Annotated in this window: 21 protein-coding genes; 16 read left to right on the top strand and 5 right to left on the bottom strand. The window is 68.6% G+C overall.

Annotated elements, in window-relative coordinates; translation table 11 throughout:
* Positions 1-203 precede the first annotated feature (203 nt).
* A complete protein-coding gene (locus ACG02S_RS21940) occupies positions 204-1,802 on the top strand; it encodes an acyl-CoA ligase (AMP-forming), exosortase A system-associated (RefSeq protein WP_394472630.1) in 1,599 nt (532 codons plus the stop codon).
* Positions 1,799-3,061 (top strand): pyridoxal-dependent decarboxylase, exosortase A system-associated, encoded by a 1,263-nt coding sequence (locus tag ACG02S_RS21935; RefSeq protein ID WP_394472629.1) that lies wholly within the window; start codon positions 1,799-1,801, stop codon positions 3,059-3,061. Before ACG02S_RS21940 ends, ACG02S_RS21935 begins: the two co-directional genes overlap by 4 nt.
* A gap of 4 nt (positions 3,062-3,065) precedes the next feature.
* Here the strand turns inward: ACG02S_RS21935 and ACG02S_RS21930 are convergent, their stop codons facing one another.
* The 4 genes from ACG02S_RS21930 to ACG02S_RS21915 all read right to left on the bottom strand — a co-directional run bounded on the left by ACG02S_RS21930 (position 3,066) and on the right by ACG02S_RS21915 (position 7,548).
* Positions 3,066-4,217: a glycosyltransferase family 4 protein gene (locus ACG02S_RS21930; RefSeq protein WP_394472628.1), complete on the bottom strand. Its 1,152-nt coding sequence runs from the start codon at positions 4,215-4,217 to the stop codon at positions 3,066-3,068.
* Between the two features lie 227 nt (positions 4,218-4,444).
* Positions 4,445-5,896, bottom strand: coding sequence for an oligosaccharide flippase family protein (locus ACG02S_RS21925; protein ID WP_394472627.1), 1,452 nt, complete (start codon positions 5,894-5,896; stop codon positions 4,445-4,447).
* 129 nt (positions 5,897-6,025) lie between these two features.
* Entirely contained in the window at positions 6,026-6,811 is a 786-nt protein-coding gene (locus tag ACG02S_RS21920) for an arginyltransferase (RefSeq protein WP_394472626.1), read from the bottom strand.
* Positions 6,808-7,548, bottom strand: a complete 741-nt coding sequence (locus ACG02S_RS21915; protein WP_394472625.1) for a leucyl/phenylalanyl-tRNA--protein transferase — start codon at positions 7,546-7,548, stop codon at positions 6,808-6,810. Before ACG02S_RS21915 ends, ACG02S_RS21920 begins: the two co-directional genes overlap by 4 nt.
* A gap of 15 nt (positions 7,549-7,563) precedes the next feature.
* On the opposite strand from ACG02S_RS21915, the gene ACG02S_RS21910 reads away from it, so the two are divergent.
* The 12 genes from ACG02S_RS21910 to ACG02S_RS21855 all read left to right on the top strand — a co-directional run bounded on the left by ACG02S_RS21910 (position 7,564) and on the right by ACG02S_RS21855 (position 20,746).
* The gene (locus ACG02S_RS21910) at positions 7,564-7,911 is read left to right on the top strand and encodes an ArsC family reductase (RefSeq protein WP_394472624.1); all 348 of its coding nucleotides are present in this window, start codon (positions 7,564-7,566) and stop codon (positions 7,909-7,911) included.
* A gap of 152 nt (positions 7,912-8,063) precedes the next feature.
* Complete coding sequence (locus tag ACG02S_RS21905; RefSeq protein WP_394472623.1) at positions 8,064-9,269, top strand: ammonium transporter; 1,206 nt, start codon at positions 8,064-8,066, stop codon at positions 9,267-9,269.
* 46 nt (positions 9,270-9,315) lie between these two features.
* Entirely contained in the window at positions 9,316-10,020 is a 705-nt protein-coding gene (locus ACG02S_RS21900) for a riboflavin synthase subunit alpha (protein WP_394472622.1), read from the top strand.
* Between the two features lie 177 nt (positions 10,021-10,197).
* Entirely contained in the window at positions 10,198-10,290 is a 93-nt protein-coding gene (gene kdpF, locus ACG02S_RS21895) for a K(+)-transporting ATPase subunit F (protein ID WP_394472621.1), read from the top strand.
* Positions 10,291-10,372: 82 nt separating this feature from the next.
* The gene (gene kdpA, locus ACG02S_RS21890; RefSeq protein ID WP_394472620.1) at positions 10,373-12,169 is read left to right on the top strand and encodes a potassium-transporting ATPase subunit KdpA; all 1,797 of its coding nucleotides are present in this window, start codon (positions 10,373-10,375) and stop codon (positions 12,167-12,169) included.
* Positions 12,166-14,229, top strand: a complete 2,064-nt coding sequence (gene kdpB, locus ACG02S_RS21885; protein ID WP_394472619.1) for a potassium-transporting ATPase subunit KdpB — start codon at positions 12,166-12,168, stop codon at positions 14,227-14,229. Before kdpA ends, kdpB begins: the two co-directional genes overlap by 4 nt.
* Positions 14,230-14,246: 17 nt before the next feature.
* A complete protein-coding gene (locus ACG02S_RS21880) occupies positions 14,247-14,951 on the top strand; it encodes a TorF family putative porin (RefSeq protein WP_394472618.1) in 705 nt (234 codons plus the stop codon).
* A gap of 14 nt (positions 14,952-14,965) precedes the next feature.
* A complete protein-coding gene (kdpC, locus tag ACG02S_RS21875; protein WP_394472617.1) occupies positions 14,966-15,598 on the top strand; it encodes a potassium-transporting ATPase subunit KdpC in 633 nt (210 codons plus the stop codon).
* 148 nt (positions 15,599-15,746) lie between these two features.
* The gene (locus ACG02S_RS21870) at positions 15,747-16,718 is read left to right on the top strand and encodes a magnesium and cobalt transport protein CorA (protein ID WP_394472616.1); all 972 of its coding nucleotides are present in this window, start codon (positions 15,747-15,749) and stop codon (positions 16,716-16,718) included.
* The gene (locus ACG02S_RS21865; RefSeq protein WP_394472615.1) at positions 16,715-19,402 is read left to right on the top strand and encodes a DUF4118 domain-containing protein; all 2,688 of its coding nucleotides are present in this window, start codon (positions 16,715-16,717) and stop codon (positions 19,400-19,402) included. The genes ACG02S_RS21870 and ACG02S_RS21865 overlap by 4 nt, the downstream gene beginning before the upstream one ends.
* A 73-nt stretch (positions 19,403-19,475) precedes the next feature.
* A complete protein-coding gene (locus ACG02S_RS21860) occupies positions 19,476-20,159 on the top strand; it encodes a response regulator (protein WP_394472614.1) in 684 nt (227 codons plus the stop codon).
* Positions 20,159-20,746, top strand: coding sequence for a hypothetical protein (locus tag ACG02S_RS21855; RefSeq protein ID WP_394472613.1), 588 nt, complete (start codon positions 20,159-20,161; stop codon positions 20,744-20,746). The genes ACG02S_RS21860 and ACG02S_RS21855 overlap by 1 nt, the downstream gene beginning before the upstream one ends.
* 7 nt (positions 20,747-20,753) lie before the next feature.
* On the opposite strand, the gene ACG02S_RS21850 is transcribed toward ACG02S_RS21855, so the two are convergent.
* Positions 20,754-21,488, bottom strand: coding sequence for a type 1 glutamine amidotransferase (locus ACG02S_RS21850; protein ID WP_394472612.1), 735 nt, complete (start codon positions 21,486-21,488; stop codon positions 20,754-20,756).
* A gap of 277 nt (positions 21,489-21,765) precedes the next feature.
* On the opposite strand from ACG02S_RS21850, the gene ACG02S_RS21845 reads away from it, so the two are divergent.
* Together ACG02S_RS21845 and ACG02S_RS21840 are read left to right on the top strand one after the other, a co-directional pair.
* The gene (locus ACG02S_RS21845) at positions 21,766-23,328 is read left to right on the top strand and encodes a methyl-accepting chemotaxis protein (RefSeq protein WP_394472611.1); all 1,563 of its coding nucleotides are present in this window, start codon (positions 21,766-21,768) and stop codon (positions 23,326-23,328) included.
* A 27-nt stretch (positions 23,329-23,355) separates the two neighbouring features.
* Positions 23,356-23,565 (top strand): DUF3820 family protein, encoded by a 210-nt coding sequence (locus ACG02S_RS21840; protein WP_394472610.1) that lies wholly within the window; start codon positions 23,356-23,358, stop codon positions 23,563-23,565.
* Positions 23,566-23,635 lie beyond the last annotated feature (70 nt).

The following is a 23,635-nucleotide window of genomic DNA, read 5'->3' as shown; positions in this document are numbered from 1 at the left end:
TGTAATCCTTACTCCCGGTAACGGCTGTCCAACTTTGCTTGCGGTTCTTGCCGCGGCGCTTCTCTAGCCGGCTGGACAAAGAGTGCGTGCGATAATTTTTTGCAGTTTGACTTCGCTTGCATGGCCTGCGCAGAGGCAGACGCCGCAGCAACATCCTGGTCTCAAGCGTCCGTTGCCAACGTTCGGCTTCCTCATTCCCTGCCATGCCTGAATCACTGTTGCTGAACGAGTTGGTGGCCGTTGCCGCCGAGCGCACGCCCGAGGCCCCGGCCCTGACCTATGGCGGGACGACGCTGAGTTACGGCGAACTGGACGCCGCCGTGCGCGCCTTCGCCAGCGGCTTGATGGCGCTTGGCCTGGCCCGCGGTGAGCGCGTGGGCATCTACCTAGAGAAGCGCTTCGAGACCGTCGTCGCCAGCTTTGGCGCACCGGCGGCGGGCGGCGTGTTCGTGCCGCTGAACCCGCTTCTGAAGCCCGACCAGGTGGGCTTCATCCTGCGTGACTGCGATGTGCGCGTGCTGGTCACTTCGACCGAGCGGCTGGCCCAGTTGGGCGACGTGCTGACGCAATGCCCCTCGCTGCGCCACGTGGTGCTGACCAGGGGTGCCGGCTCGGCGCCGGTTCCTTTGCACGACTGGGCGCAGTTGCTGGCATCACCCGTCCGCGCCGGCCACCGCGTCATCGACTCCGACATGACGGCCATCCTCTACACGTCCGGCTCCACCGGCCGGCCCAAGGGCGTCGTGCTGTCGCACCGCAACATGGTGGCTGGCGGCAAGAGCGTGGCCAGCTACCTGCGGAACCGCGCCAGCGACACGCTGCTGGCCGCGCTGCCGCTGTCGTTCGATGCCGGTTTCAGCCAGCTGACGACGGGCTTCCACAGCGGCGCGCGCGTCGTGCTGCTGAATTACCTGATGCCCAAGGACGTGCTGAAGGCCATGGAACGCGAGAAGGTCACCGGCCTGACCGCCGTGCCGCCGCTTTACATCCAGCTGACGCAGCTGGAGTGGCCGACGGCCATCGACACCCACCTGCGCTACTTCGCCAACACCGGCGGGCGCATGCCGCGGGCGACGCTGGACCTGCTGCGTGCCAAGGCGCCGTCAGCGAAGCCGTTCCTGATGTACGGCTTGACCGAGGCCTTCCGCTCGACTTACCTGCCGCCTGAAGAGGTGGACCGCCGGCCGGACTCCATCGGCAAGGCGATTCCGAACGCCGAGATCCTGGTGTTGCGCGAGGACGGCAGCGAGTGCGCGCCTGACGAGCCAGGCGAGCTGGTGCACCGTGGTGCGCTGGTCGGCCTGGGCTACTGGAACGACGCCGAGAAGACGGCGGAGCGCTACAAGCCGCTGCCTGTTGTGGGCTCGGTCGTGGGCGGCCGCGAGAGCGGGCTGCAGCTGCCCGAGTACGCCGTGTTCTCCGGCGACACGGTGCGACGCGACGCCGAAGGCTTCCTGTACTTCGTCGGCCGGCGCGACGAGATGATGAAGACGTCTGGGTACCGCGTCAGTCCCACCGAGGTCGAGGAGGTGCTGTACGCGACCGGTCTCGTCGGCGAGTGCGTGGCCTTCGGCGTCCATCACGACACTTTGGGGCAGGCCATCCAGGTCATCGCCACGCCGCCGGAGGGCGCTGCCGAGCTGGACCTGGCCGCGCTGACCGCTGCCTGCAAAGCGCGCATGCCGGCGTACATGGTGCCGCATGGCATCGATCCACGGACCGGCCCGCTGCCGCGCAACCCGAACGGCAAGATCGACCGCAAGACCTTGTCCACCGACTGGCTGGAACGCAACGCCGCATGAGCGAACCCATTGTCCCCAAGCGTACCCTCGAACACGCGCCCGTGCTGTTTCCTCGCGACGCCAACGGCGAGCTGCTGGTCGGCGGCCAGCGCCTGTCCGTGCTGGCGGAGCGCGTGGGCCAGACGCCGTTCTATGCCTATGACCGTGGCCTGCTGACGGCGCGCGTGGCCGAACTGCGCGCGGCGCTGCCTCAGGGCATCGAGCTGCACTACGCGATGAAGGCCAACCCGATGCCGGCGCTGGTGCAGTGGATGGCAGGGCTGGTGGACGGCATCGACGTGGCGTCGGCCGGTGAGCTGCAGGTGGCGCTGAACGCCGGCGCCGATCCGCACGAGATCAGCTTCGCCGGCCCTGGCAAGCGCGACATCGAATTGGGCCAGGCTGTGGCGGCCGGTGTGCTCGTCAACGTCGAGACGGCGCGTGAGCTGAAGGTGCTGGCGGCGGCGTCGCAGCGCCTGGGCCTGCCTGCCCGCGTGGCGCTGCGCGTGAACCCCGACTTCGAGCTGAAGGGCTCGGGCATGCGCATGAGCGGCGGGCCCAAGCAGTTCGGCATCGATGCCGAGGCGGTGCCCGAGGTGCTGACCCAAGTCGGCGCGCTGGCGGGTGATGGGCTGGCCTTCGAGGGCTTCCACCTGTTCGCCGGCTCGCAGAACCTGAAAGCCGAGGCCATCTGCGAGGCGCAGCAGAAGAGCTACGAGCTGGCGCTGCGTCTGGCCGACTCGGCGCCAGCGCCCGTCAAGTTCCTGAACCTGGGCGGGGGTTTTGGCATCCCGTACTTCCCGGGAGAAACACGGCTGAACCTGGCGTCGATCAGCGACAACTTGGCCGCGCTGCAGCAGCGGGCCCGGGCCGACTTGGCGCAGGCCAAGCTGGTCATCGAACTGGGCCGTTACTTTGTCGGCGAGGCGGGTGTCTACGTCAGCCGCGTCGTGGACCGCAAGATCTCGCGCGGCCAGGTCTTCCTGGTGGCGGACGGCGGCCTGCACCACCATCTGTCGGCGTCGGGCAATTTTGGCCAGGTGGTGCGCAAGAACTATCCGGCGTCCGTCGAGCCGCAAGGTCGCAATGAGACGGCGACAGAGCCCGCCAGCATCGTCGGGCCGCTGTGCACGCCGCTGGACCTGCTGGCCGACCGCATGGAGATGGCCCGAGGAGACGTTGGCGATCTGACGGTGGTCTACCAGAGCGGCGCCTATGGGCGCAGTGCCAGCCCTGAGGGTTTTCTGGGGCATCCCAGTGCGGCGGAAGTGATCGTCTGATGCCTCAATGTGCTTGAATGAAGGCAATGTAGCGGGCGAAGGCCTGCCTCCACGAGAACTGCTGTTGAACCCTCGCCGCCAGACGTGCGGCGCGCGCTTGGGCTTCGGCGGGATGCCGCAGGACCTGCCGTATCGCTTCTGCCAGCGCTTCCAGATCGTCCGGCGGCACAAGTAGACCGGTCTCTCCATCCGTGATGATCTCCGGAACGCCGCCGACATGCGTGGCAATGACGGGTACGCCCAGACAACCTGCTTCCAGCAGCACAATGCCGAAGGCCTCTTGACGACTTGGCAGCACGAACAGTCGGGCAGCCCTAAAAAGCGCGGGAATCTCGGCGTGAGGCACGTCGATGTGGAAGTGAACGCGATTGGCGAAAGTAGACCCGGCGGCGACAGACCTCAGGCCTTGTAACGCCGCAGCATTCGCTCCCACGAGCCACAGCTGCATTTCCGGGAACTCTGTTGCCAACGCTGCAAATGCTTGCAGCAGCACATCTTGCCCTTTCTGGCGCTCAAACTTCCCAATGCTGAGCACCACCGGTGCGGGCGGGATGGGTTTCGGCGGTGGGCGCAACAGCTGTTCGGTGTCTACGCCGTTGTGAATCACCTCTGGTCGGCGCGAGAGACCAAGTACCTGGTGGCAGCGCTCGGCGAGGTTATGAGACGGTGCGACCGCTGCCGTGCATTGCTCCAGCAGCGCGCGATGTTCGCGAAGGCGTGACGCGTCATTCTTTGCAGTTGTGATGTCAGTGCCATGCACGGAGATGACAAGGGGGATATGTCGCGCTTGTGCAGCAAGCGCGCCCGCGATTCCGTGCGTTGAATCGCTGAGGTAGTGGCAGTTGACCAACTCCACCTGGCGCGCAACGCAGAACGCGGCGAACCGCCGGTTGAACCGCGGCCTTGAGATCCAACGGTCGAACATGGCGCGCGCAACGCCGCGGGGCGTCCAACCGGGTATGCGCCAGCGTACGGTCGAAATGCCCTGGAATTCTTCAAAAATCGGCTCGCGGGCGTTCCAGTCAGCAATGAGAATCAACGGGCGAAAACGTCCGTCGCGTAGGGCGGAACGCGCCAAGTTCAACACCACCTGATTTACACCGCCAACGTGGTGTAGTGCCCAGGGCACCACAAGTAGATAGGTTGGTTGTGACATTTGCCTGCGTCAGTTGCGTGCGAGACGTGCAGTTTGAGCACTAGTACTGACGACCTTGACTTCTTCGTGGGTTATGCGACGGGGCTGCCACAAGACAGCACTGACATTGCTCAGAACGAACCGAGCTTGAGGCTGATCCCGCCCCGACGGAGTAGTTTGTTCCAGATGCCAATCGCTGTGGTCACAGACGAGACCGATGTAACAGAGCGGAAGAAGGTCGGAAGCGGTCATCGCCAGGGCAAGGCACGCCGTTGGGCGCGATGAAGCAGGGGAAGGATTTCGTGCGCCAGCGGATGCCGTGTCAACACCAAGGCGACCAGCAGCAAGGCCAGCCCGCCGAACGTCGCAATCAGCAAAACGATCCACGGTGAGGCAGGTTGGGCGCCGAGGGTGAGCACCAGAACGGCGGGCAGCGTGGCGCACAAACCAGCGACCAGCGCGCTGCGAGCCAGCGTGTGCAGCATTGGCTTCAAGCCGCAGCCGACCAGGCTGCTGGTCAACCACAACCAGACCACGCACGCAACGCCGGAGGCCGCGCAGATCGCCAGTCCCATGGGCAGCAGCCCCAGGCTGGCGCCGGCCAGCGTGGCCATCGCGGTGAGAACACCCAGCAATAGCGAGATCCTAAAGATCTGGTCCGCCCGCCCGAGTGCCGTAGTGATAGCGATGCAAATGGGCACAGGGGCGACCAAGGCGCCAGCCACGGCAAGCAGCCGGGTAAGCGCAACCGACTCGTCCCATTGATGGCCGTACAGAGCCACGGTGACTGGATGCGCCAGGCAGATCAGATTGACCGCGAACACCCAGTTGAGCACTGTCACGTAGCTGAGGGCGCGGAGCATGCCCGCCTTCACCGGTTTGCCGCTGCGGTTCTGTTCCGAGAACAGCGCAACGGCCACGTTGAAAACCGCGTCGGTGACCAGTCGGTTGAACATGCTCACCAGACCGTTGCTGCGCGAGTACATGCCTGCCGCGTGGACAGACTGGAGCTTGCCCAGCACGAAGTCAGGCGTGGCCATGAGCACGCTGTTGACCACCTGCGTGCCCGCGATGCGACCGCCGAAGCTGAGGACCTCCGGCAGTCTGGCAACGGAAAACCCCCATGGCGTTTCGCGTGCGCGGAAGAACTGCGACGCCACGGCGTTGGTCACCGTGCTGGCCAACGCGCCCAGCGCGAGGCTCAGCGGGCCGTGGCCCTGGTAGGCGGTGGCTACCGCGACCACAGCGCCCACCAGGCTGGCGCTGAAGCGCATGATGGCGACGTGCTGGAAGCGCATGTGGCGCATCAGCATGGCGTAGGTGATCGCGCCCACCGGGTTGACCACGAAGCTGACCGCCATCACCAGCATCACCGGCGTCATCCGTGGTTCCGAATAAAAATGCGCTGCCGGCACCGCCAGCGCAGCCACCAGCAGGCCCAGGGCCAGACCCATGCCCGTCTGCAGCGTCCACACAGCCTTGATCTGCTCGTCCCCCAGCTGTTTGGTCTGCACCAGATATTGGCCCGCTCCCATGTCGCGCACGGCATTGGCCATAAGCAGAAGCGCCGAGGCCACCGAGAAGACACCGATGTCAGCCGGCGTGAGCAGCCGGGCGATGATCATCGATGAGGCGACTGCCAGTACGAGGCCGCTGTAGCGATCGAGGAACGAGAACAGCAGCGCCAGTCGAGTGCTCATCGTGAAGTGGGTCCGGACCAGCTCGGACTGGATCTAGAGAGAGAGGGCCAACCGCAGGGCGTTGCCTCGCAGCATCCGCGTGTTCGACTTCGCCTGCTGGGGTGGAGCCCGCGTGTGCGGGGGCGGATCTTATCGGACAGGCTGCATGTCCCGCTGCGATGGCAACGGCTGCTGGGCGGCGTCTTTCCATTCACCGTCCCGCAGGATCTGATGCGGCCTGAACCCCGCCTTGTAGGCCATCTTGGGGCTCTCGGCGATCCAGTAGCCCAGGTAGACGTGCTGCAGCTTCAGGTCGCGCGCCTGCTGGATCTGCCACAGCACGCCGTAGGTGCCGAAACTGGCTTCGACGTCCGGGTCGTAGAAGGTGTACACCGCCGACAGCCCGTCGTTGAGGATGTCGAGGATCGACACCATGCGCAGGGCCCCGAGTCCTTCTTGGCCGTCGGGCAGCGGTTCGCGGAACTCCACCAGGCGGCTGTTGATGCGGCTTTGCAGCAGGAACTGGGTGTACTGGTCAACGCTGTCGTGGTCCATGCCGCCGCCCGAATGGCGGCCGGCCTGGTAGCGCAGGTACAGCGCGTAGTGCTCGGGCGAGTAGCCCAGCCGCATGACCTTGGCCTGCAGGCTCTTGTGCGCTTTCCAGGCGCGACGCTGAGAGCGCGTGGCTTCGAACCGCGCCACCGGTATGCGCAGGGCGATGCAGGCGCGGCACTGGTCGCAGTAGGGGCGATAGGTGAACAGCCCGCTGCGGCGGAAACCCGCGGCGACGAGGTTGGAGTAGGCGTCGGCGTGGATCAGGTGGCTGGGCGTGGCCACCTGGGACCGCGCCTGTCGGCCCGTGACATAGCTGCACGGGTAGGCGGCCGTGGCATAGAACTGGATCTGCGCGAGCGGCAGTTCTTTGGGGTAGGTCACGTCGGGTCGAGGAGGCGCTGCCAGTAGTCGGGATGATAGGTCCAGGGCCCGGGTGACGGCTCGCCGGTGTGGGCCGCCAGGTGGGCTTCGAACACGCTTCGGGGCATTTCGGAAGCCCCCAGCGAGGCCAGGTGACGCGTGTTCTGCTGGCAGTCGATCCACGGGATGCCGAACCCGCGGCACAGGCAGACGAGCGCGGCGAGCGCGATCTTGGACGCGTCGGTGCGGCGCATGAACATCGACTCGCCGTAGAACATGCGGCCCAGATTGACGCCGTACAGCCCGCCCGCCAGCTCGCCGTCCATCCAGGTCTCGACACTGTGCATGGCTGGCCAGGCCAGGTAGGCGGCCTGCAGCTCCGGCACGATCCAGGTGCCGCTCTGTCCCTCGCGCGGCGCGTTCGCGCAGGCGGCGAGCACGGCGGCGCGGTCGAAGTCCACGCGGATCTCGCAGCCGGGCGTGGTGGCAAAGCGCTGCACGGTCTTGCGCAGCGAGCGCGACAGCTTGAAGTTCGCGGTCTGCAGCACCATGCGCGGGTCCGGTGCCCACCACAGTGGCGGCTGGCCCGGGCCGTACCAGGGAAAGATGCCGCGCGCATAGGCGGCGGCGAGGCGCTGCGGCGTCAGCGTGCCGCCGGCAGCGAGCAGCCCCGGCGCGTCAGTTTCCGGGCCGAGGGCGCGTGAGCTCGGGGGAAAGTCGAGAGAGACTTCGTCCAGCCAGTCGATCATGGTCGGCATGGTACGGTCCCGCTCATGATCACCGTCTATGGCATCCCCAACTGCGACACCGTCAAGAAGGCCCGCGCCTGGCTGGCCCATCAGGGCATGGAAGTCGCGTTCCACGACTTCAAGAAGCAGGGCGTGCCGGCCGCCGAATTGCCGGCCTGGCTGCAGGCCTTCGGCCGCGACAAGCTGGTCAACCGCGCCGGCACGACCTGGCGCAAGCTGGACGAAGCCACCCGGGCGGCCGTCGTCGATGACGCCAGCGCGACGGCGCTGATGCTGCGCGAGCCCAGCGTCATCAAGCGCCCCGTCGTGCGCTGGGCGGATGGACGGCTGACGCTCGGATTCAGTGCGGAAGAGTTCGAAAAGAGTGCGTGAAACGCACCAAAAGCGGATGTGCAATCTGCTTTTGATGCGCGTTGCCCTGTGTGCCGCGCCTCCAAACCGGGCATTGAATTTGCAATTTCGGTGCGATCCGGCTCGACTTGGTGCGTGGTGCCCAAGCCTGGAGCCGGCGACCGGAGACAGCGTTGGAGTCATCGATCAAGCAGGGCGCGGACGCGCTCTTCATCCTGCTGGGCGCCATCATGGTGCTGGCCATGCACGCGGGGTTCGCGTTCCTGGAACTGGGCACGGTGCGCAAGAAGAACCAGGTCAATGCCCTGGTCAAGATCCTCGTGGACTTCGCCGTGTCCACGCTGGCCTACTTCCTCGTCGGCTATCTCGTCGCCTACGGCACGCACTTCTTCATCGGCGCTGAGCAGCTCGCTCAGAAGAACGGCTATGACCTCGTCAAGTTCTTCTTCCTGCTGACCTTCGCGGCGGCCATTCCGGCCATCGTGTCGGGCGGGATCGCAGAGCGGGCGCGCTTCGGCCCGCAACTGATGGCCACGGCGGTCATTGTCGGTTTCGTCTACCCGTTCTTCGAGGGGATCGCCTGGAACCAGGCGTTTGGCATTCAGGCCTGGTTGAAGGCGACCACGGGTGCCGAGTTCCATGACTTCGCCGGCAGCGTCGTCGTGCATGCCGTGGGTGGCTGGATTGCCCTGGCCGCCGTGCTGCTGCTGGGCCCGCGTTTGAACCGCTACCGCAAGGACGGTGCGATGAGCGCCCATCCGCCGTCCAGCATCCCTTTCCTGGCCCTGGGTGCCTGGGTGCTGACGGTGGGATGGTTCGGCTTCAACGTGATGAGCGCGCAGACGCTGGAAAAGATCTCCGGCCTGGTCGCCGTGAACTCGCTGATGGCGATGGCCGGTGGCACGCTGGTGGCCGTGCTGCTGGGTCGCAACGACCCCGGCTTCGCCCACAACGGCCCGTTGGCCGGGCTGGTGGCGGTGTGCGCGGGCTCCGACGTCATGCATCCGCTGGGCGCGCTGGTGACCGGCGGTGTGGCCGGCTGGTTGTTCGTTCAGTTCTTCACGCTGACGCAGAACCGCTGGAAGATCGACGACGTGCTGGGCGTATGGCCGCTGCATGGCCTGTGTGGTGCCTGGGGCGGTATCGCCTGCGGCATCTTCGGCCAGCGTGCGCTGGGCGGGCTGGGTGGCGTGTCCTTCGGCGCGCAGTTGATTGGCACCGTCGCCGGTGTGACGTGGGCGCTGGCCGGCGGCTTCGTCGTCTACGGCCTGCTCCGCCAGTTCGTGGGTCTGCGTCTGGACGCCGAGCAGGAGTTCGAGGGCGCCGACCTGTCCATCCACAAGATCGGCGCGACGCCGGACCGCGAGGTCAGCTGGTAAGCTGGACCGAACCACTTTTCGGGGCTCCCACGGGAGCCTGTTTTACATGTTCACAGGCATTGTTCAGGGCGTCGCCCGCGTCGCATCCATCGAGGCCCGCGAAGGCCTGCACACGCTGCACCTGAATTTCCCCGATGGTTTCGACGACGAACTGGCCATCGGCGCCAGCGTGTCCTGCGACGGCGTGTGCCTGACCGTCACAGAGCGCCCGGCGCCCCGCGTGGCGACGTTCGACGTGATGGCGCAGACATTGAACCTCACCACGCTGGGCGCCCTGAAAGTCGGCTCGGGCCTGAACGTCGAGCGCGCGGCGAAGGAGGGCGTCGAGATCGGCGGCCATCCGCTGTCGGGACATGTGGACGTGTCGGCCCGCATCGCCGAGATCCGCCGGCCGGACAACAACCACGTCATCCGCTTCGCGCTGCCGGCGCCGTGGATGCGCTACGTGTTCGCCAAGGGCTACATCGGCGTCAACGGCTGCAGCCTGACCGTGGCCGAGGCGCAGCGCGAGCGCGATGGCTCGGGCTGGTTCGAGGTCTGGTTGATCCCCGAGACGCTGCGCATGACGACGTTCGGCGACAAGGTCGTCGGCGACGCCATCCACATCGAGATCGAGCGCAGCACGCAGGTGGTCGTCGACACGGTGCGCGACGCGCTGGACGAGAAGCTGGGGCCGCTGCTGCCGGTGCTGGAAGCCATCGCTCGGGAGCGCGGCATCGACATCACCCAGTTGGCGCTGACGAAATCTTGATGCGTTCTTGATACCGCCCGCCTCGATCTTGTCGAGGCTTTGACGGCGCGATTTCCAGAATGACCTCCATCGTCATGGAGGTGTGATGGACATCGTTTTTATCGGTCTGTGCGCGGCACTCGCGCTGCTGACCGCGCTCGCGGCCTGGGGCTGCGCCAAGCTGGCAGGGGTGAAGTCATGAGTGGCTTCGAGCTTGCCGCTGCCGCGCTCGTCGTCGGGCTGGTCGGGTATCTGTTCTGGGCGCTGCTGTTCCCGGAGGACTTGTCATGAGCCGCGCTGCGCTGGGCCGTCCCAAGCACGCGGCCGTCCCCTCGGGGGACCGACCGATGGACTCATCGGGGGAGGGGCAATCATGACCAGCTCTGCATGGATGCAGTTGATCGCCTTCATGGGGGCGCTGTTGGCGCTGTCCTGGCCGCTGGCGCGGTGGATACACGCCGCGATGGAGGGCCGCGTGGCCTGGCTGCAGCGCGCCGAGCGCGGTCTGCTGAAACTGGCCGGCGTCAATGCCGACCACGAGCAGGGCTGGCTGCGCTACGCGCTGGGCCTGGTGGTCTTGAACGCGCTGGGCGTGCTGGCGGTCTATGCCCTGCAGCGGTTTCAGGCCGTGCTGCCGCTGAACCCGCAGGGGATGGGTGCCGTTGCGCCGGACTCGGCGTTCAACACTGCCATCAGCTTCGTCACCAACACAAACTGGCAGGGCTATGGCGGCGAGTCGACGATGAGCTACCTGACGCAGATGCTGGCGCTGACGGTGCAGAACTTCCTGTCGGCCGCCACCGGCATTGCCGTGGTGTGCGCGCTGCTGCGCGGTTTTGCCCGCCACGGCGCTCAGGCCGTCGGCAATGTGTGGGCCGACCTGACGCGTGCCACGTTGTGGGTGTTGCTGCCGCTGTCCTTCGCATTCGCGCTGGCGCTGGCCGGCCTGGGCGTGGTGCAGACCTTCAAGCCCTACCAGCAGGTCACCACGCTGGAGCAGCAGACCTGGCAGGAGCCCCAGGCAGGCGGCGACGGCCAGCCGTTGAAGGACGCACAAGGCCAGCCGGTCCTGGTAGACAGGAGCGGCCAGCAGCAGACGCTCGCCGTCGGCCCGGTCGCGTCCCAGCTCGCCATCAAGATGCTGGGCACCAACGGCGGCGGCTTCTTCAATGCCAACTCGGCACACCCGTTCGAGAACCCGACGGTTGCGACCAACGCGTTGCAGATGCTGGCCATCTTCCTGATCCCCGCGGCGCTGTGCTTCGTGCTGGGTCGTCAGGTGGGCGACATGCGGCAGGGCTGGGCCGTCCTGGGCGCGATGGCGGTGATCTTCGTCGTCGCGGTCGTGGCGGCCACCGCGGCAGAGCAGGCCGGCAACCCGCGTCTGGCTGCGCTGGGCGTGGACTCCACCGCCAGCGCCACGCAGCCGGGCGGCAACATGGAGGGCAAGGAGGCGCGCTTCGGCATCCAGGCCTCGTCCCTGTTCGCCATCATCACCACGGCTGCCAGCTGCGGCGCGGTCAACGCGATGCACGACAGCTTCACGCCGCTGGGCGGTGCGGTGCCGCTGGTGCTGATGCAATTGGGCGAGGTGGTGTTCGGCGGCGTCGGCTCGGGCCTTTACGGCATGCTTGTGTTCGCGATCTTGGCTGTGTTCGTGGCCGGGCTGATGATCGGCCGCACGCCCGAGTACCTCGGCAAGAAGATCGAGGCGTTCGAAGTGAAGATGGTGTCGCTGGCCATCCTGCTGGCGCCGCTGGCGGTGCTGATCGGCACGGCGGTTGCGGTGTCGGCGGCACCGGGTCGGGTCGGTATCGCCGCGCCTGGCGCGCACGGCTTCAGTGAAGTGCTGTACGCCTTCTCGTCCGCCGGCAACAACAACGGCAGCGCTTTCGCGGGCCTGTCTGCCAACACGCCGTTCTACAACCTGGCGTTGGGACTGGTGATGTGGATCGGCCGCTTCGGCGTCATCGTGCCGGTACTGGCGCTGGCCGGGTCGCTTGCGGCCAAGAAGCGGCTGACTGCGGGCGAGGGCACGCTGCCCACCCACGGCCCGTTGTTCGTCGCGCTGCTGATCGGCGTGGTGCTGCTGGTCGGTCTTCTGAACTATGTGCCGGCACTGGCCCTCGGGCCGGTCGTCGAGCACCTCATCCTCTGGAGCGCTGCATGAGCGCGATGTCTTTGTCATTGTTCGACGCCGCGCTGACCCGCGCGGCGCTGGTGGACGCAGTCCGCAAGCTGGACCCGCGCACGCAGGCGCGCAACCCGGTCATGTTCGTCGTCTACCTGGGCAGCGCCTTCACGACGGCGCTGTCCATCGCCCAGCCCAGCGGCTTCACCGTCGCCGTCACGCTGTGGTTGTGGTTCACGGTGCTGTTCGCCAACTTCGCCGAGGCGCTGGCCGAGGGCCGCAGCAAGGCGCAGGCGGCGTCGTTGCGCGGGCTCAAGAAGGAAACATGGGCCAAGGTTGCCGAGGGCTGGGCGCCCGGCACCTCGCGCGATGCGCTGCAGTGGCATCCCCGTGAGGCGGGCACGCTGCGCAAGGGCGAGGTCGTGCTGATCGAGGCGGGCGACGTGGTGCCGGCCGACGCCGAGGTCATCGACGGCGTCGCCTCGGTGGACGAGAGCGCCATCACCGGCGAATCGGCGCCCGTCATCCGTGAGAGCGGCGGCGATTTCTCCGCGCTGACCGGCGGCACCCGCGTGCTGTCCGACTGGGTCATCGCCCGCGTGGCAGTGAACCCGGGTGAGACGTTCGTGGACCGCATGATCGCCATGGTCGAGAACGCCAAGCGCAAGCGCACGCCCAACGAGGTCGCGCTGAGCATCCTGCTCGTGGCGCTGACGCTGGTGTTCCTGGGCGTCGTGGCCACGCTGCTGCCGTTCTCGCAGTTCAGCGTCGCGGTCGCGGGGGCGGGCGAGCCGGTCAGCCTGGTGGTGCTGGTGGCGCTGCTGGTGTGCCTCATCCCCACCACCATCGCCGGACTGTTGTCGGCGGTGGGCGTGGCCGGTATGAGCCGCATGCTGCAGGCCAACGTCATCGCCACCTCCGGCCGCGCGGTGGAGGCGGCGGGCGACGTGGATGTGCTGCTGCTGGACAAAACCGGCACCATCACGCTGGGCAACCGCCAGGCCGACGCCTTCTGGCCCGTGCAGGGCGCCAGCGAGGCGCAACTGGCCACAGTGGCGCGCCTGGCCTCGTTGGCCGACGAGACGCCCGAGGGCCGCAGCATCGTCGCGCTGGCCGAGCGCAAGTGCGGCGCGGCCCTGACGTCCACCACGTCCAGCGATCGCGGCGAGTTCGTGCCCTTCACGGCGCAGACGCGCATGAGCGGCGTGGATCTCGGGGCCCGCCAGATCCGCAAGGGCGCCGGCAGCGCTGTGCGCGCGCACGTCGAGGCGCTGGGCGGTCGCTGGCCCGCCAGCGTGCAGGCCAGCGTGGACGAAGCCGCGCGCCGCGGCAGCACGCCGCTGGTGGTGTCCGATGACACCCAGGTGCTGGGCGTCGTGGAGCTGAAGGACATCGTCAAGCCCGGCATCCGCGAGCGCTTCGCGCAGCTGCGCCGCATGGGCATCAGGACGGTGATGGTGACAGGCGACAACCGCCTGACGGCGGCTGCCATCGCCGCCGAGGCGGGCGTGGATGACTTCCTGGCGGAGGCGACGCCCGAGGCCAAGCTGGCGCTGATCCGCGAGCAGCAGTCGCAGGGCCGGCTGGTGGCCATGACCGGTGACGGCACCAACGACGCACCCGCGCTGGCCCAGGCCGACGTGGCCGTGGCCATGAACACCGGCACGCAGGCCGCCAAGGAGGCCGGCAACATGGTCGACCTCGACAGCAACCCCACCAAGCTCATTGAGGTGGTCGAGACCGGTAAGCAGATGCTGATGACGCGCGGCTCGCTGACCACGTTCTCGATTGCCAACGACCTGGCCAAGTACTTCGCTGTGCTGCCGGCAGCGTTCGTGTCCACCTACCCGCAACTGGCTGCGCTGAACGTGATGCAGCTGCACAGCCCCGGCTCGGCCATCCTCAGCGCGGTCATCTTCAACGCGCTGATCATCGTCGTGCTGATCCCGCTGGCGCTCAAGGGCGTGCGCTACCGCGCCATCGGCGCTGCCGCGCTGCTGCGCCGCAACCTGCTGGTCTACGGCCTCGGCGGCGTCATCGTTCCCTTCATCGGCATCAAGGCCATCGACCTGATCCTGGTCGCCTTGGGCCTGGCCTGAAACTCTTCGTCCTTCCCATGAAAACTCTTGTTTCCGCACTCGCACTGACGCTGGCGCTGCCGGCCTGGGCGGGAGACCTCTCTTTCAACGTCGGCGCTGTCAGCGACTACCGCTACCGCGGCATCTCGCAAACGCGGCTGAAGCCGGCGCTGCAAGGTGGCCTGGACTACGCGGCCACGAACGGCTTCTATGGCGGCGCCTGGGCGTCGACGATCAAGTGGATCCGGGACGCGGGCGGCGATGCCCAGGCCGAGGTCGATGTCTACGGCGGCTACAAGGCAGAGGTGGCCACCGGGCTGACGCTGGACGTGGGCCTGCTGCATTACGCCTACCCCGGCAACCAGCTCAACCCCAGCGCCAACACGCGGGAGGTGTACGGCGCGCTGACCTATGGACCGCTCACCGCCAAGTACTCGCACAGCACGACCGACCTATTCGGCTTCGCGGACAGCAGGGGCTCCGGCTACTTCGACGTGACGGTCAGCTTCGACCTGGGGGATGGCATGACGCTGACGCCGCACGTGGGCCACCAGACCGTCAGGCGCCATGCGGCAGCCTCGTACACAGACTACTCGATGACGCTGGCCAAGGACTTCGCCGGCCTGGTGCTCAGCGGCAGCCTCGTCGGCACCGATGCCGGCAAGACCGCCTACGCCAGCCCGGCGAATGGCAAGTTTCTCGGCAGGACTGGCCTGGTGGTCGGCCTGAAGAAGACCTTCTGACCTGGAGTTGCTTCATGTCCACCACCCCTTCCTCTCCCGCCGCCGGCACAGCCCCCACCCCCGCACCGCTGTGGCGGCCGGCGCTGACGTTGTTCTTGCTGCTGAGTCTCCTGACGGGCCTGGCCTACCCGCTGCTCGTCACCGGCATCGCGCAGTCGGTGTTTCCGCAGCAGGCCAACGGCAGCCTGGTCATGCGGGACGGCAAGGCCGTCGGCTCGGCCTTGATCGGCCAGGGCTTCAGCGAACCCGGCCACTTCTGGAGCCGCCCGTCGGCCACTGCGCCCATGCCGTACAACGCGGCCAACTCCGCCGGCTCCAACGTGGCGCCCACGGCACCGGCGCTGACCGACGCGGTGACCGCCCGCATCGCAGCGCTGCGCGCCGCCGACCCCGGCAACACCGCCCCCGTGCCGGTGGACCTCGTCACCACGTCGGCCAGCGGCCTTGACCCGCACATCAGCCGCGCCGCCGCGGATTACCAGGTGGCCCGGGTGGCCCGCGCCCGCGGCCTGACGGTGGCGGCGGTGCAGACGCTGGTGGAGCGCCACACCGAGGGCCGCTGGCTGGGTTTCCTCGGCGAGCCGCGCGTGCAGGTGCTGCAGCTCAACCTGGCGCTGGACGCGTCGGCACCCGCGGCCTCACGCTGAGGCGCGGGCGTGGACTGGCTGCACGCGCTGCTTGCCCTGGCCGCCGTCGTCCTGCCGCTCGCGGCGGTCTGGGGCCTGATGCAGTGGCAGCAGTGGCGCCGTGCTCGTGCGAGGATGAAGCGATGTTCCCGTATCCCCTGACGTCCCTATGCTGATCAACAGCGCCGTTTACGACGATGGCCGCATGGTGGCCGAGCCTGCGCTGGACGATGTGTCCGAGGCGCTGCACGCCCAGCCCACCGGCTTCGTGTGGATCGCCCTGCGAGACCCGACCGACGACGAGCTGGCGCGACTGCAGCATGAGCTGGACCTGCCGCCATTGGCCGTGGAAGATGCCCGCAAGGGGCACCAGCGCCCCAAAATCGAGGAGTACGGCGACATCACGTTCGCCGCCATGCACCTGCTGGAGTCCGGCCCCGACGGGCTGGAGGTGGGCGAGGTGCACGTGTTCGTCGCGCCGCGCTTCGTCGTGTCGGTGCGGCACCGCAGCAACCAGGGCTTCCTGGGCGTACGCGGTCGCGCCGAGCGTGAGCCCGAGCTGCTGCGCCAGGGACCAGGCTTCGTGCTGTATGCGTTGATGGACGCGGTCGTGGACCGCTACATCCCGCTGATGGAGCGCATCGAGGGCGATCTGGAATCGCTGGAGGCCACCATGTTCCAGCCGCAGCAGGACCGCCAGGCGGTCGTGCAGAAGCTGTTTGCACTGAAGCAGCAACTGGCCACGCTGCGGCACGCCGTCACGCCGCTGCTGGAGGTGGCCGCCAAGCTGCATGGCGGCCGCGTGCCCATGGTCTGCAAGTCCATGCAGGACTACTTCCGTGACGTCTACGACCATCTGGTGCGCATCCAGGGCAGCCTGGACGCTGCGCGCGAAACCATCATCGCCGCCACGCAGGTCAATCTGACCCTGGTCACCGTCGACGAGTCCCTGGTCACCAAGCGGCTGGCCGCCTGGGCCGCCATCTTTGCGGCGTCCACTGCGCTGGCGGGCATCTGGGGCATGAACTTCGAGAAGATGCCCGAGCTGAAATGGGCCTACGGCTACCCGATGGCGCTGGCCACCATCGCGCTGGTCAGCGGGGCGCTCTACTGGCGCTTCAAGCGCCTGCGCTGGTTGTGACGGACACGCGGCCCGACCCCGACGCGCTGTTGGCCCAGGTCCAGCGCGACGAGGCAGCGGCCCGGCGCGGCCGGCTGAAGATCTTCTTCGGCGCCAATGCTGGCGTCGGCAAGACCTTCGCGATGCTGGCCGCCGCGCACGCGGCGCAGCAACAGGGCCGAGTGGTGCGCATCGGCGTGGTCGAAACGCATGGGCGGGCCGACACCGAGGCCATCGCCCGCGACGTGCAGCGGCTGCCGCTGCGCGACGTCGCGCACAAGGGCCAGGTGTTGCGTGAGTTCGACCTCGACGCCGCACTCGGCTGGGGTGCGGCCGAACCCGGCGGCGTGTTGCTGCTGGACGAACTGGCGCACAGCAACGCGCCCGGCTCACGGCATTCCAAACGCTGGCAGGACGCGCAGGAGCTGTGCGAGGCCGGGGTGGAGGTGTGGACCACGTTGAACGTGCAGCACCTGGAAAGCCTGAACGACGTGGTCGGTGGCATCACCGGCATCCGCGTGTGGGAGACGCTGCCCGACAAGGTCTTCGACGAGGCCGACGAGGTGGTCGTGGTGGACCTGCCGCCCGACGAGCTGCTGCAGCGGCTGAAGGAGGGCAAGGTCTACCTGCCCGCTCAGGCCGAGCGTGCTGCGGCCAACTTTTTCCGCAAAGGCAACCTGCTGGCGCTGCGCGAGCTGGCGCTGCGTCGCACGGCGGACCGTGTCGACGACCAGATGCAGGCCTGGCGGCGCGAGCACACGGACGTGCGCCGGGGGGCCGTGTGGCCCAACCGGGAGTCGCTGCTGGCCTGCGTGGGCCCGGGCGCGGCCAGTGACAAGGTGGTGCGCAGCGCGGCGCGCCTGGCGCAGCAGCTGGAGCTGGACTGGCACGCCGTGCATGTGGAGACGGCGCGAGGCTCGAGCGACGCCGATCGCCAGCGCGTGCAGCGAACGCTGGAGCTGGCACAGAGCTTGGGTGCGCGCACGGCGGTGCTGTCGGCGCCGGAGATTGGTGCGGCGCTGGTTGGTTATGCCCGCGAGCACAACCTGGCCCGCCTTGTGGTCGGGCGGCGCGAGCGCGCCTGGCGCTGGCCGGGCCGGCCGACGCTGGCCGAGGCACTGAGCCACCTCGCCGAGGAGATGGACGTGCTGCAGGTGGCCCTGCCGACACATGCCAGGTCGCCGCAGCCGCCACCGCAGCGCGAGCTGGGTCTGCTGGCGCCCCACGCGCTGCGCGGGTATGCGGCGGGCCTGGCCGGCACGCTGGGGGTGACGGTGGCCGGCCACGCGCTCCTGCTGGGCTTCATGGAACCCACCAACATCGCCATGCTCTATCTGCTCACGGTCGTCGGCGTGGCGCTGCGTTTCGGCCGCGCGCCGGCCGCACTGGCGGCGCTGCTGGGCGTGGCGGCGTTCGACTTTGTCTTCGTCGAGCCGCGCTGGTCGTTCGCGGTGGGCGACGCGCAGTACCTGATCACCTTCGCGGTGCTGCTGCTGGTGGGCCTGGTCATCGGCCAGCTCGCTGCCGGCCTGCAGGCGCAGGCGCGGGCGGCGCAGGAGCGCGAACGCCGAGTGAGGGGCCTGTATGCCATGTCGCGCGACCTGGGCGCGGCGCTGGTGCCCGAGCAGGTGGCCGAGATCGCCACGCGCTTTCTGCGCGCGGAGTTCGGCACCGCCTCCGCCGTTCTGACGCCCGCCGCCGGTGCCACGCCGGGCCGCGAGGTGCTGGCCGTCCTGCCCGGGGCCAACACCCAGCCGGACCTGGGCGTCGCCCAGTGGGCCTTCGACCACGGTCAGCCGGCCGGGCAGGGCACCGACACCTTGCCGGCCAGCGCCTGCCTGATGCTGCCGCTGACCGCGCCGATGCGGCTGCGCGGCGTGCTGGCGGTGGAGGGCAGGGGTGGGCGCTGGTCACCTGAGCAGCGTGAGCTGCTGGACACCTGCGCCGCGCTGCTGGCGATCTCGCTGGAGCGCATTCACTACATCGATGTAGCGCAGGCCAGCACGCTGCAGATCGAGTCGGAGCGCCTGCGCAACTCGCTGCTGACGGCCATCTCGCACGACCTGCGCACGCCGCTGGCAGCGCTGGTGGGCCTGGCCGATGCGCTCCGGCTGACGCCGTTGAACGGCAGCCAAGCCGATGTTGCCGACGCCATGCGCCGCTCGGCGCTGCGCATGAGCGCGCTCGTGGGCAACCTGCTGGACATGGCGCGGCTGCAGTCCGGCACCGTGCAATTGAACCGGCAGTGGCTGCCGTTGCAGGAGGTGGTGGGCAGCGCGCTGGCCGGGCTTGACGAAGTGCTGGCCGGGCGTGAGGTGGTGGTGACGTTGTCGCCCGAACTGCCGCTGGTGGCGCTGGACGCCGTGCTCATCGAGCGCGTGCTCGTCAATCTGCTGGAGAACGCGGCCAAGTACGCCAGCGGCGCCATCCGCATCAGCGCGAGCACGGCCGGGCGCCACATCGAGATCGACGTGGCCGACAACGGGCCCGGCTTCCCCGCCGGCCGCGAGGCGCAGTTGTTTGACAAGTTCGAGCGAGGCGACCGCGAGAGCGCCACGCCAGGTGTGGGCCTGGGGCTGGCGATTGCGAAGGCCATCGTTGAGGCGCATGGCGGGCGCATCAGCGCCCACAATCCGGCGGCGGGGGGGGCGTGTGTGCGCATCGAGTTGCCACTCGGCCAGCCTCCGCAGGAAAGACCTGAGTGAGCGCAGCGCAGGGCAGTCCCAAGCAAGCTCGATCCCGCGTGGCAAGACAGGCCGCAGGCCGAAGGGTGCACCCATGAACGCAGCGCGCGTGTTGATGATCGAAGACGAGCCGGAGATCCGGCGTTTCGTGCGCATGGCGCTGGAGAGCGAGGGCATGGAGGTGTTCGATGCGGCCACGCTGAAGCGCGGCCTCATCGATGCCGCCACGCGCCGGCCCGAACTCGTCGTGCTGGACCTGGGCTTGCCCGATGGCGACGGGCTGGATTTCATCCGCGAGTTCCGGGGCTGGTCGCAGTCGCCGGTGCTGGTGCTGTCCGCTCGCGACGGCGAAGAGCGCAAGGTGCAGGCGCTCGATGCCGGCGCCGACGACTACCTCGTGAAGCCCTTCGGCGTGGCCGAGCTGCTGGCGCGCGTGCGCGTGCAGTTGCGCCGCAGCGGCGGCGGCCAGGCGGCCGACCCGGTGCTGCGCTTCGGGCCCGTCGCCGTCGACCGCGCGCTGCGCACGGTGACGCGAGACGGCGAGGAACTGCACCTCACGCCTATCGAGTACCGGCTGCTGCAGGAGCTGGCCAGCGCGCCGGGTCGCGTGCTGACGCACCAGCACCTGCTGAAGGCGGTGTGGGGGCCGGGCCATGCTGAAGACGTGCATTACGTGCGCGTGCATATGGCCAACCTGCGCAAGAAGCTCGAAGCCGACCCGAACCGGCCGCAATGGCTGGTAACGGAGGCGGGCGTGGGCTACCGGCTGCGGACCTGATGCGGTTGCGGCGCTCGCGTGCCGCCGGCATGGCGCTGGTGCTGGCGGTGCATGGCCTGGCGATCTGGCTGGTGTGGCGCGCGCTGGCGGACCGCGAGCCGGCGGCGCCGTCGTGGCGGACGGTGGTGCGCTTGCTGCCCTTGCCCGTGCCCTTGCAGCCCGCGGCCGAGAAACCGGCGCCGCCGGCAGCGCGGCGGGTGGATGCCAGGCCTGCGGCGGCGGCGCCAGCGCCCGTACCGGTGTCGTCGGGCGAGCTCACTGCGGGCGCCGGTGACGCCCCAGCGGCGCCCGGGGTGGGCGCGGCCCCGGCCGGTCCGCCCGCGGTGGCGCCGCTGGTGCTGGTGCCGTCCCGGGAGGTGCTGCGCGGCGCGCTGGCCAATCCGGCCACGCAGGACCCGCGCTCCAACTCGCCCCGGCCGACCGCCCAGGAGCGCATGGCGATGGCGATCGACAACCAACTGTGCGTGCGCGAGGAGCGGCTGCCGGATGGTTCGGTGCGCCGCTGGATGGGCCGCCTCCAACGCGCGGTCAGCAACATCGAGGCGCGCACGGGGCACCGCGGCATCGACGTCTCGGTCTGCGAATGAGCCCGCTTCAGAACCTGGCCACGCCGCCTGCAAACGACACCGGCGGGCGCGGCAGCGACTCGGCCCAGCGGCGGTAGGCTTCGCGCGCGAAGCGCTGCAGTTGCCGGGCGCGCAGCGGCAGGTCGCGCAGCAGCTCCGAGCGGGTCTGCACGGCCGGGCCGGGGTGCGCGGCGATTTCAGCGCGGCCGGATTCACACCAGCGGCGCACGCCGTCCTCGGTGACCTCCAGATGGCACTGGAAGCCCAGGTGCGGCCCGAGGCGGTAACCCTTGTTCAGGCAGTGCGCGCCGTACATCGTGCGTCGGGCGCCGGGCGGCAGCGCGAAGGTGTCGTAGTGCCAGTTGAAGACCTGCAGCTCGGCGGCTCCCAGAAACATCTCGCGGGCGTCGGGCGTGAGCCACACGCGGCTCCAGCCGATGTTGGGCCAGGCGTTGCGGCACACGCTGCCGCCGGCGGCGACGGCCAACTGTTGCGCGCCGAAACAGTGGCCCAGTACGGGCACGTCGTGCGCCAGCGCGTCAGCCAGCAGCGCGCGCTCGGTCGCGATCCAGTCGAGGTGGTCGTGCACGCTGTGGTCGCTCCCCAGCACGACGAGGCCGGCGAAGTCGCGGGCCTGGCGCGGTACGGGTTCGCCTTTGTCGGGTCGGAAGATCCGGGTGGACCAGCCCTGCTGTTGGAGGCAGTGGGCGAGGAAGTCGGGGCCTTGCAGCGCTTCATGCTGCAGCACGGCGATGGATCTCATCAGAGCGGCCGGCGGGATGCCGGCGGTGTTGCGAGGTTTGCCAATCTAGGCGTCGCCGCCTCAAGGCCTCATCAAGATTCGAGGGGCGCGTGCCACGGCCGCATCAAGACCGCCGCAGGTACGCCGTGTAGGCAAATTGCCTACGGGAGGAAGGGCAAACCGTGGGTGCGCCAGTCAGGCATCACCGGCTCGTGCGGGCGGTGCGGGCGGCTGAAGATGACAACCGTTCGATCACCGTGTCATCCGGGATCGTCGCCAACCACTTGGGAGAGCTGCCGTGTCGTTCTGGAACAACCTGTCTGTCAAGTCCAAGCTGCTCGGCGCCTTCGGGCTGCTGATCCTGCTGATTGTGGTGCTGTCCGCCGCATCGCTGCACGCCAGCAAGGCCGATGCCGATCAGTTCAGCGGCTACGTGCATGGCGTGGAAGCCCGTGCTGCCGCCGCCAACCAGGTGCGGCTGGCGGTGGACCGCCGCGCCATCGCCGCGCGCAACCTCGTGCTGGTGACCAAGCCCGAAGACGCCGCGCTGGAGAAGGACGCTGTCACGGCCGCCGTGGCGGACGTGCGCAAGTCGCTGGACGCGCTGCAGGAGATGTCCGGCCGCGCCGGCGTGCCGGCCGAGGCCCGCCGGCGGGTGGACGAGATCGTCCAGATCGAGATGCAGTACTCCCTCGTCGCAGAGAACATCCTGCGCCTGGTGTTCTCGGGCGACCGCGAGGCCGCCATCGGCCGCATGAACGAGCGCTGCCGCCCGCTGCTGGCCGCGTTGGTGAAGTCCACCGACGACTACATCGACTACACCGCCCAAACCTCCGCCCGCCTCATTGCCGAGCAGCAAGAGGTGCACGCCAGCCGAATGCTCATGCTGGCCGGGAGCTGCGCGCTCATCGTGGTGCTGTCGTGCATCGCGGCGTTCGCCATCACGCGCACGATCGTCGTGCCGCTGAACCACGCCGTCACGCTGATCAACGACGTCGCCCAGGGCAACCTGGACACCGCCATCGACGCGAACGGCCGCGACGAGTTTGGCCAACTGTTGCAGGCCATTGCCTCCATGCAGGGCGGCCTGCGATCGCTGGTGTCTTCCGTGCGTCAGGGCGCGGACAGCCTGTCGCTGGCCAGCGCCGAGATCGCGCAGGGCAACCACAGCCTGTCGTCGCGCACCGAGACCCAGGCCAGCGCGCTGCAGCAGACGGCGTCGTCCATGGAGCAGCTGAGCGCCACCGTGCGCCAGAACGCCGACAACGCCAGCCAGGCCAACGCGCTTGCCACCACCGCCAGCAGCGTGGCGCGCCACGGCGGCGAGGTCGTCGAGCAGGCCGTGGACACGATGCGCGGCATCAGTGAGGCCAGCAAGCGTATCGCCGACATCACGTCCGTCATCGACGGCATCGCGTTCCAGACCAACATCCTGGCGCTGAACGCCGCCGTGGAAGCCGCACGTGCCGGCGAGCAGGGCCGCGGCTTTGCCGTGGTGGCCGGCGAGGTGCGCGCGCTGGCGCACCGCAGCGCCGAGGCGGCCCGCGAGATCAAGGACCTCATCTCCGACAGCGTCGCGCGCATAGAGGCCGGTGCCGAGCAGGTCGGCCAGGCCGGCACCACGATGAAGGAAGTGGTGGCCAGCATCGGCCGCGTGACGGCCATCATGGGGGAGATCAGCACCGCCAGCGCAGAGCAGAGCGAGGGCGTGGGGCAGGTGGGCGGCGCGGTGTCCAGCATGGACCGCACGACCCAGCAGAACGCCGCGCTCGTCGAGGAGATGGCCGCCGCGGCCTCCAGCCTCAAGAGCCAGGCACTGGAGCTGGTGCGGGCGGTGGGCATGTTCCGCATGTCGCACTGAGGTCGCCCCCGCGGCGACACTGCGGCGATGAACCCGGATGACCTTCTGAAGCTCGTCACCACCGAGATGCCGTTTGGCAAGCACCAGGGCACGCTGCTCGCGGACTTGCCCGGCAACTACCTGGGCTGGTTCGCCCGCGAGGGCTTCCCGGAAGGCCAGATCGGCCGCCTGCTGGCCCTGATGTACGAGCTGGATCACAACGACCTGCGCGGCCTGCTGCAGCCCCTGCGGCGCTGACGCAGCGCGCGTCCGCCCCGGGTTTTTGCCCGCCTGAGCCGCATGCGCTGCGGTCTGTCGGAAGCGCGTT

It is taken from the genome of Pelomonas dachongensis (assembly GCF_043555865.1).
In the GTDB taxonomy this organism is placed as follows: domain Bacteria; phylum Pseudomonadota; class Gammaproteobacteria; order Burkholderiales; family Burkholderiaceae_C; genus Pelomonas; species Pelomonas dachongensis.
Note: the sequence above shows the minus strand (reverse complement) of the source record. Positions and strands in the feature narration are given on the sequence as shown.

What these genes read in the sequence shown, in the direction of transcription:
- ACG02S_RS21850 (WP_394472612.1), bottom strand. Translation starts at nt 21,488, where the DNA reads ATGAGATCCATCGCCGTGCTGCAGCATGAAGCGCTGCAAGGCCCCGAC.
- ACG02S_RS21915 (WP_394472625.1), bottom strand. Translation starts at nt 7,548, where the DNA reads ATGCCGACCATGATCGACTGGCTGGACGAAGTCTCTCTCGACTTTCCC.
- ACG02S_RS21940 (WP_394472630.1), top strand. Translation starts at nt 204, where the DNA reads ATGCCTGAATCACTGTTGCTGAACGAGTTGGTGGCCGTTGCCGCCGAG.
- kdpA (WP_394472620.1), top strand. Translation starts at nt 10,373, where the DNA reads ATGACCAGCTCTGCATGGATGCAGTTGATCGCCTTCATGGGGGCGCTG.
- ACG02S_RS21910 (WP_394472624.1), top strand. Translation starts at nt 7,564, where the DNA reads ATGATCACCGTCTATGGCATCCCCAACTGCGACACCGTCAAGAAGGCC.
- ACG02S_RS21930 (WP_394472628.1), bottom strand. Translation starts at nt 4,217, where the DNA reads ATGTCACAACCAACCTATCTACTTGTGGTGCCCTGGGCACTACACCAC.
- kdpF (WP_394472621.1), top strand. Translation starts at nt 10,198, where the DNA reads ATGAGTGGCTTCGAGCTTGCCGCTGCCGCGCTCGTCGTCGGGCTGGTC.
- ACG02S_RS21935 (WP_394472629.1), top strand. Translation starts at nt 1,799, where the DNA reads ATGAGCGAACCCATTGTCCCCAAGCGTACCCTCGAACACGCGCCCGTG.
- ACG02S_RS21840 (WP_394472610.1), top strand. Translation starts at nt 23,356, where the DNA reads ATGAACCCGGATGACCTTCTGAAGCTCGTCACCACCGAGATGCCGTTT.
- ACG02S_RS21880 (WP_394472618.1), top strand. Translation starts at nt 14,247, where the DNA reads ATGAAAACTCTTGTTTCCGCACTCGCACTGACGCTGGCGCTGCCGGCC.
- ACG02S_RS21860 (WP_394472614.1), top strand. Translation starts at nt 19,476, where the DNA reads ATGAACGCAGCGCGCGTGTTGATGATCGAAGACGAGCCGGAGATCCGG.
- ACG02S_RS21900 (WP_394472622.1), top strand. Translation starts at nt 9,316, where the DNA reads ATGTTCACAGGCATTGTTCAGGGCGTCGCCCGCGTCGCATCCATCGAG.
- kdpC (WP_394472617.1), top strand. Translation starts at nt 14,966, where the DNA reads ATGTCCACCACCCCTTCCTCTCCCGCCGCCGGCACAGCCCCCACCCCC.
- ACG02S_RS21870 (WP_394472616.1), top strand. Translation starts at nt 15,747, where the DNA reads ATGCTGATCAACAGCGCCGTTTACGACGATGGCCGCATGGTGGCCGAG.
- ACG02S_RS21925 (WP_394472627.1), bottom strand. Translation starts at nt 5,896, where the DNA reads ATGAGCACTCGACTGGCGCTGCTGTTCTCGTTCCTCGATCGCTACAGC.
- ACG02S_RS21855 (WP_394472613.1), top strand. Translation starts at nt 20,159, where the DNA reads ATGCGGTTGCGGCGCTCGCGTGCCGCCGGCATGGCGCTGGTGCTGGCG.
- kdpB (WP_394472619.1), top strand. Translation starts at nt 12,166, where the DNA reads ATGAGCGCGATGTCTTTGTCATTGTTCGACGCCGCGCTGACCCGCGCG.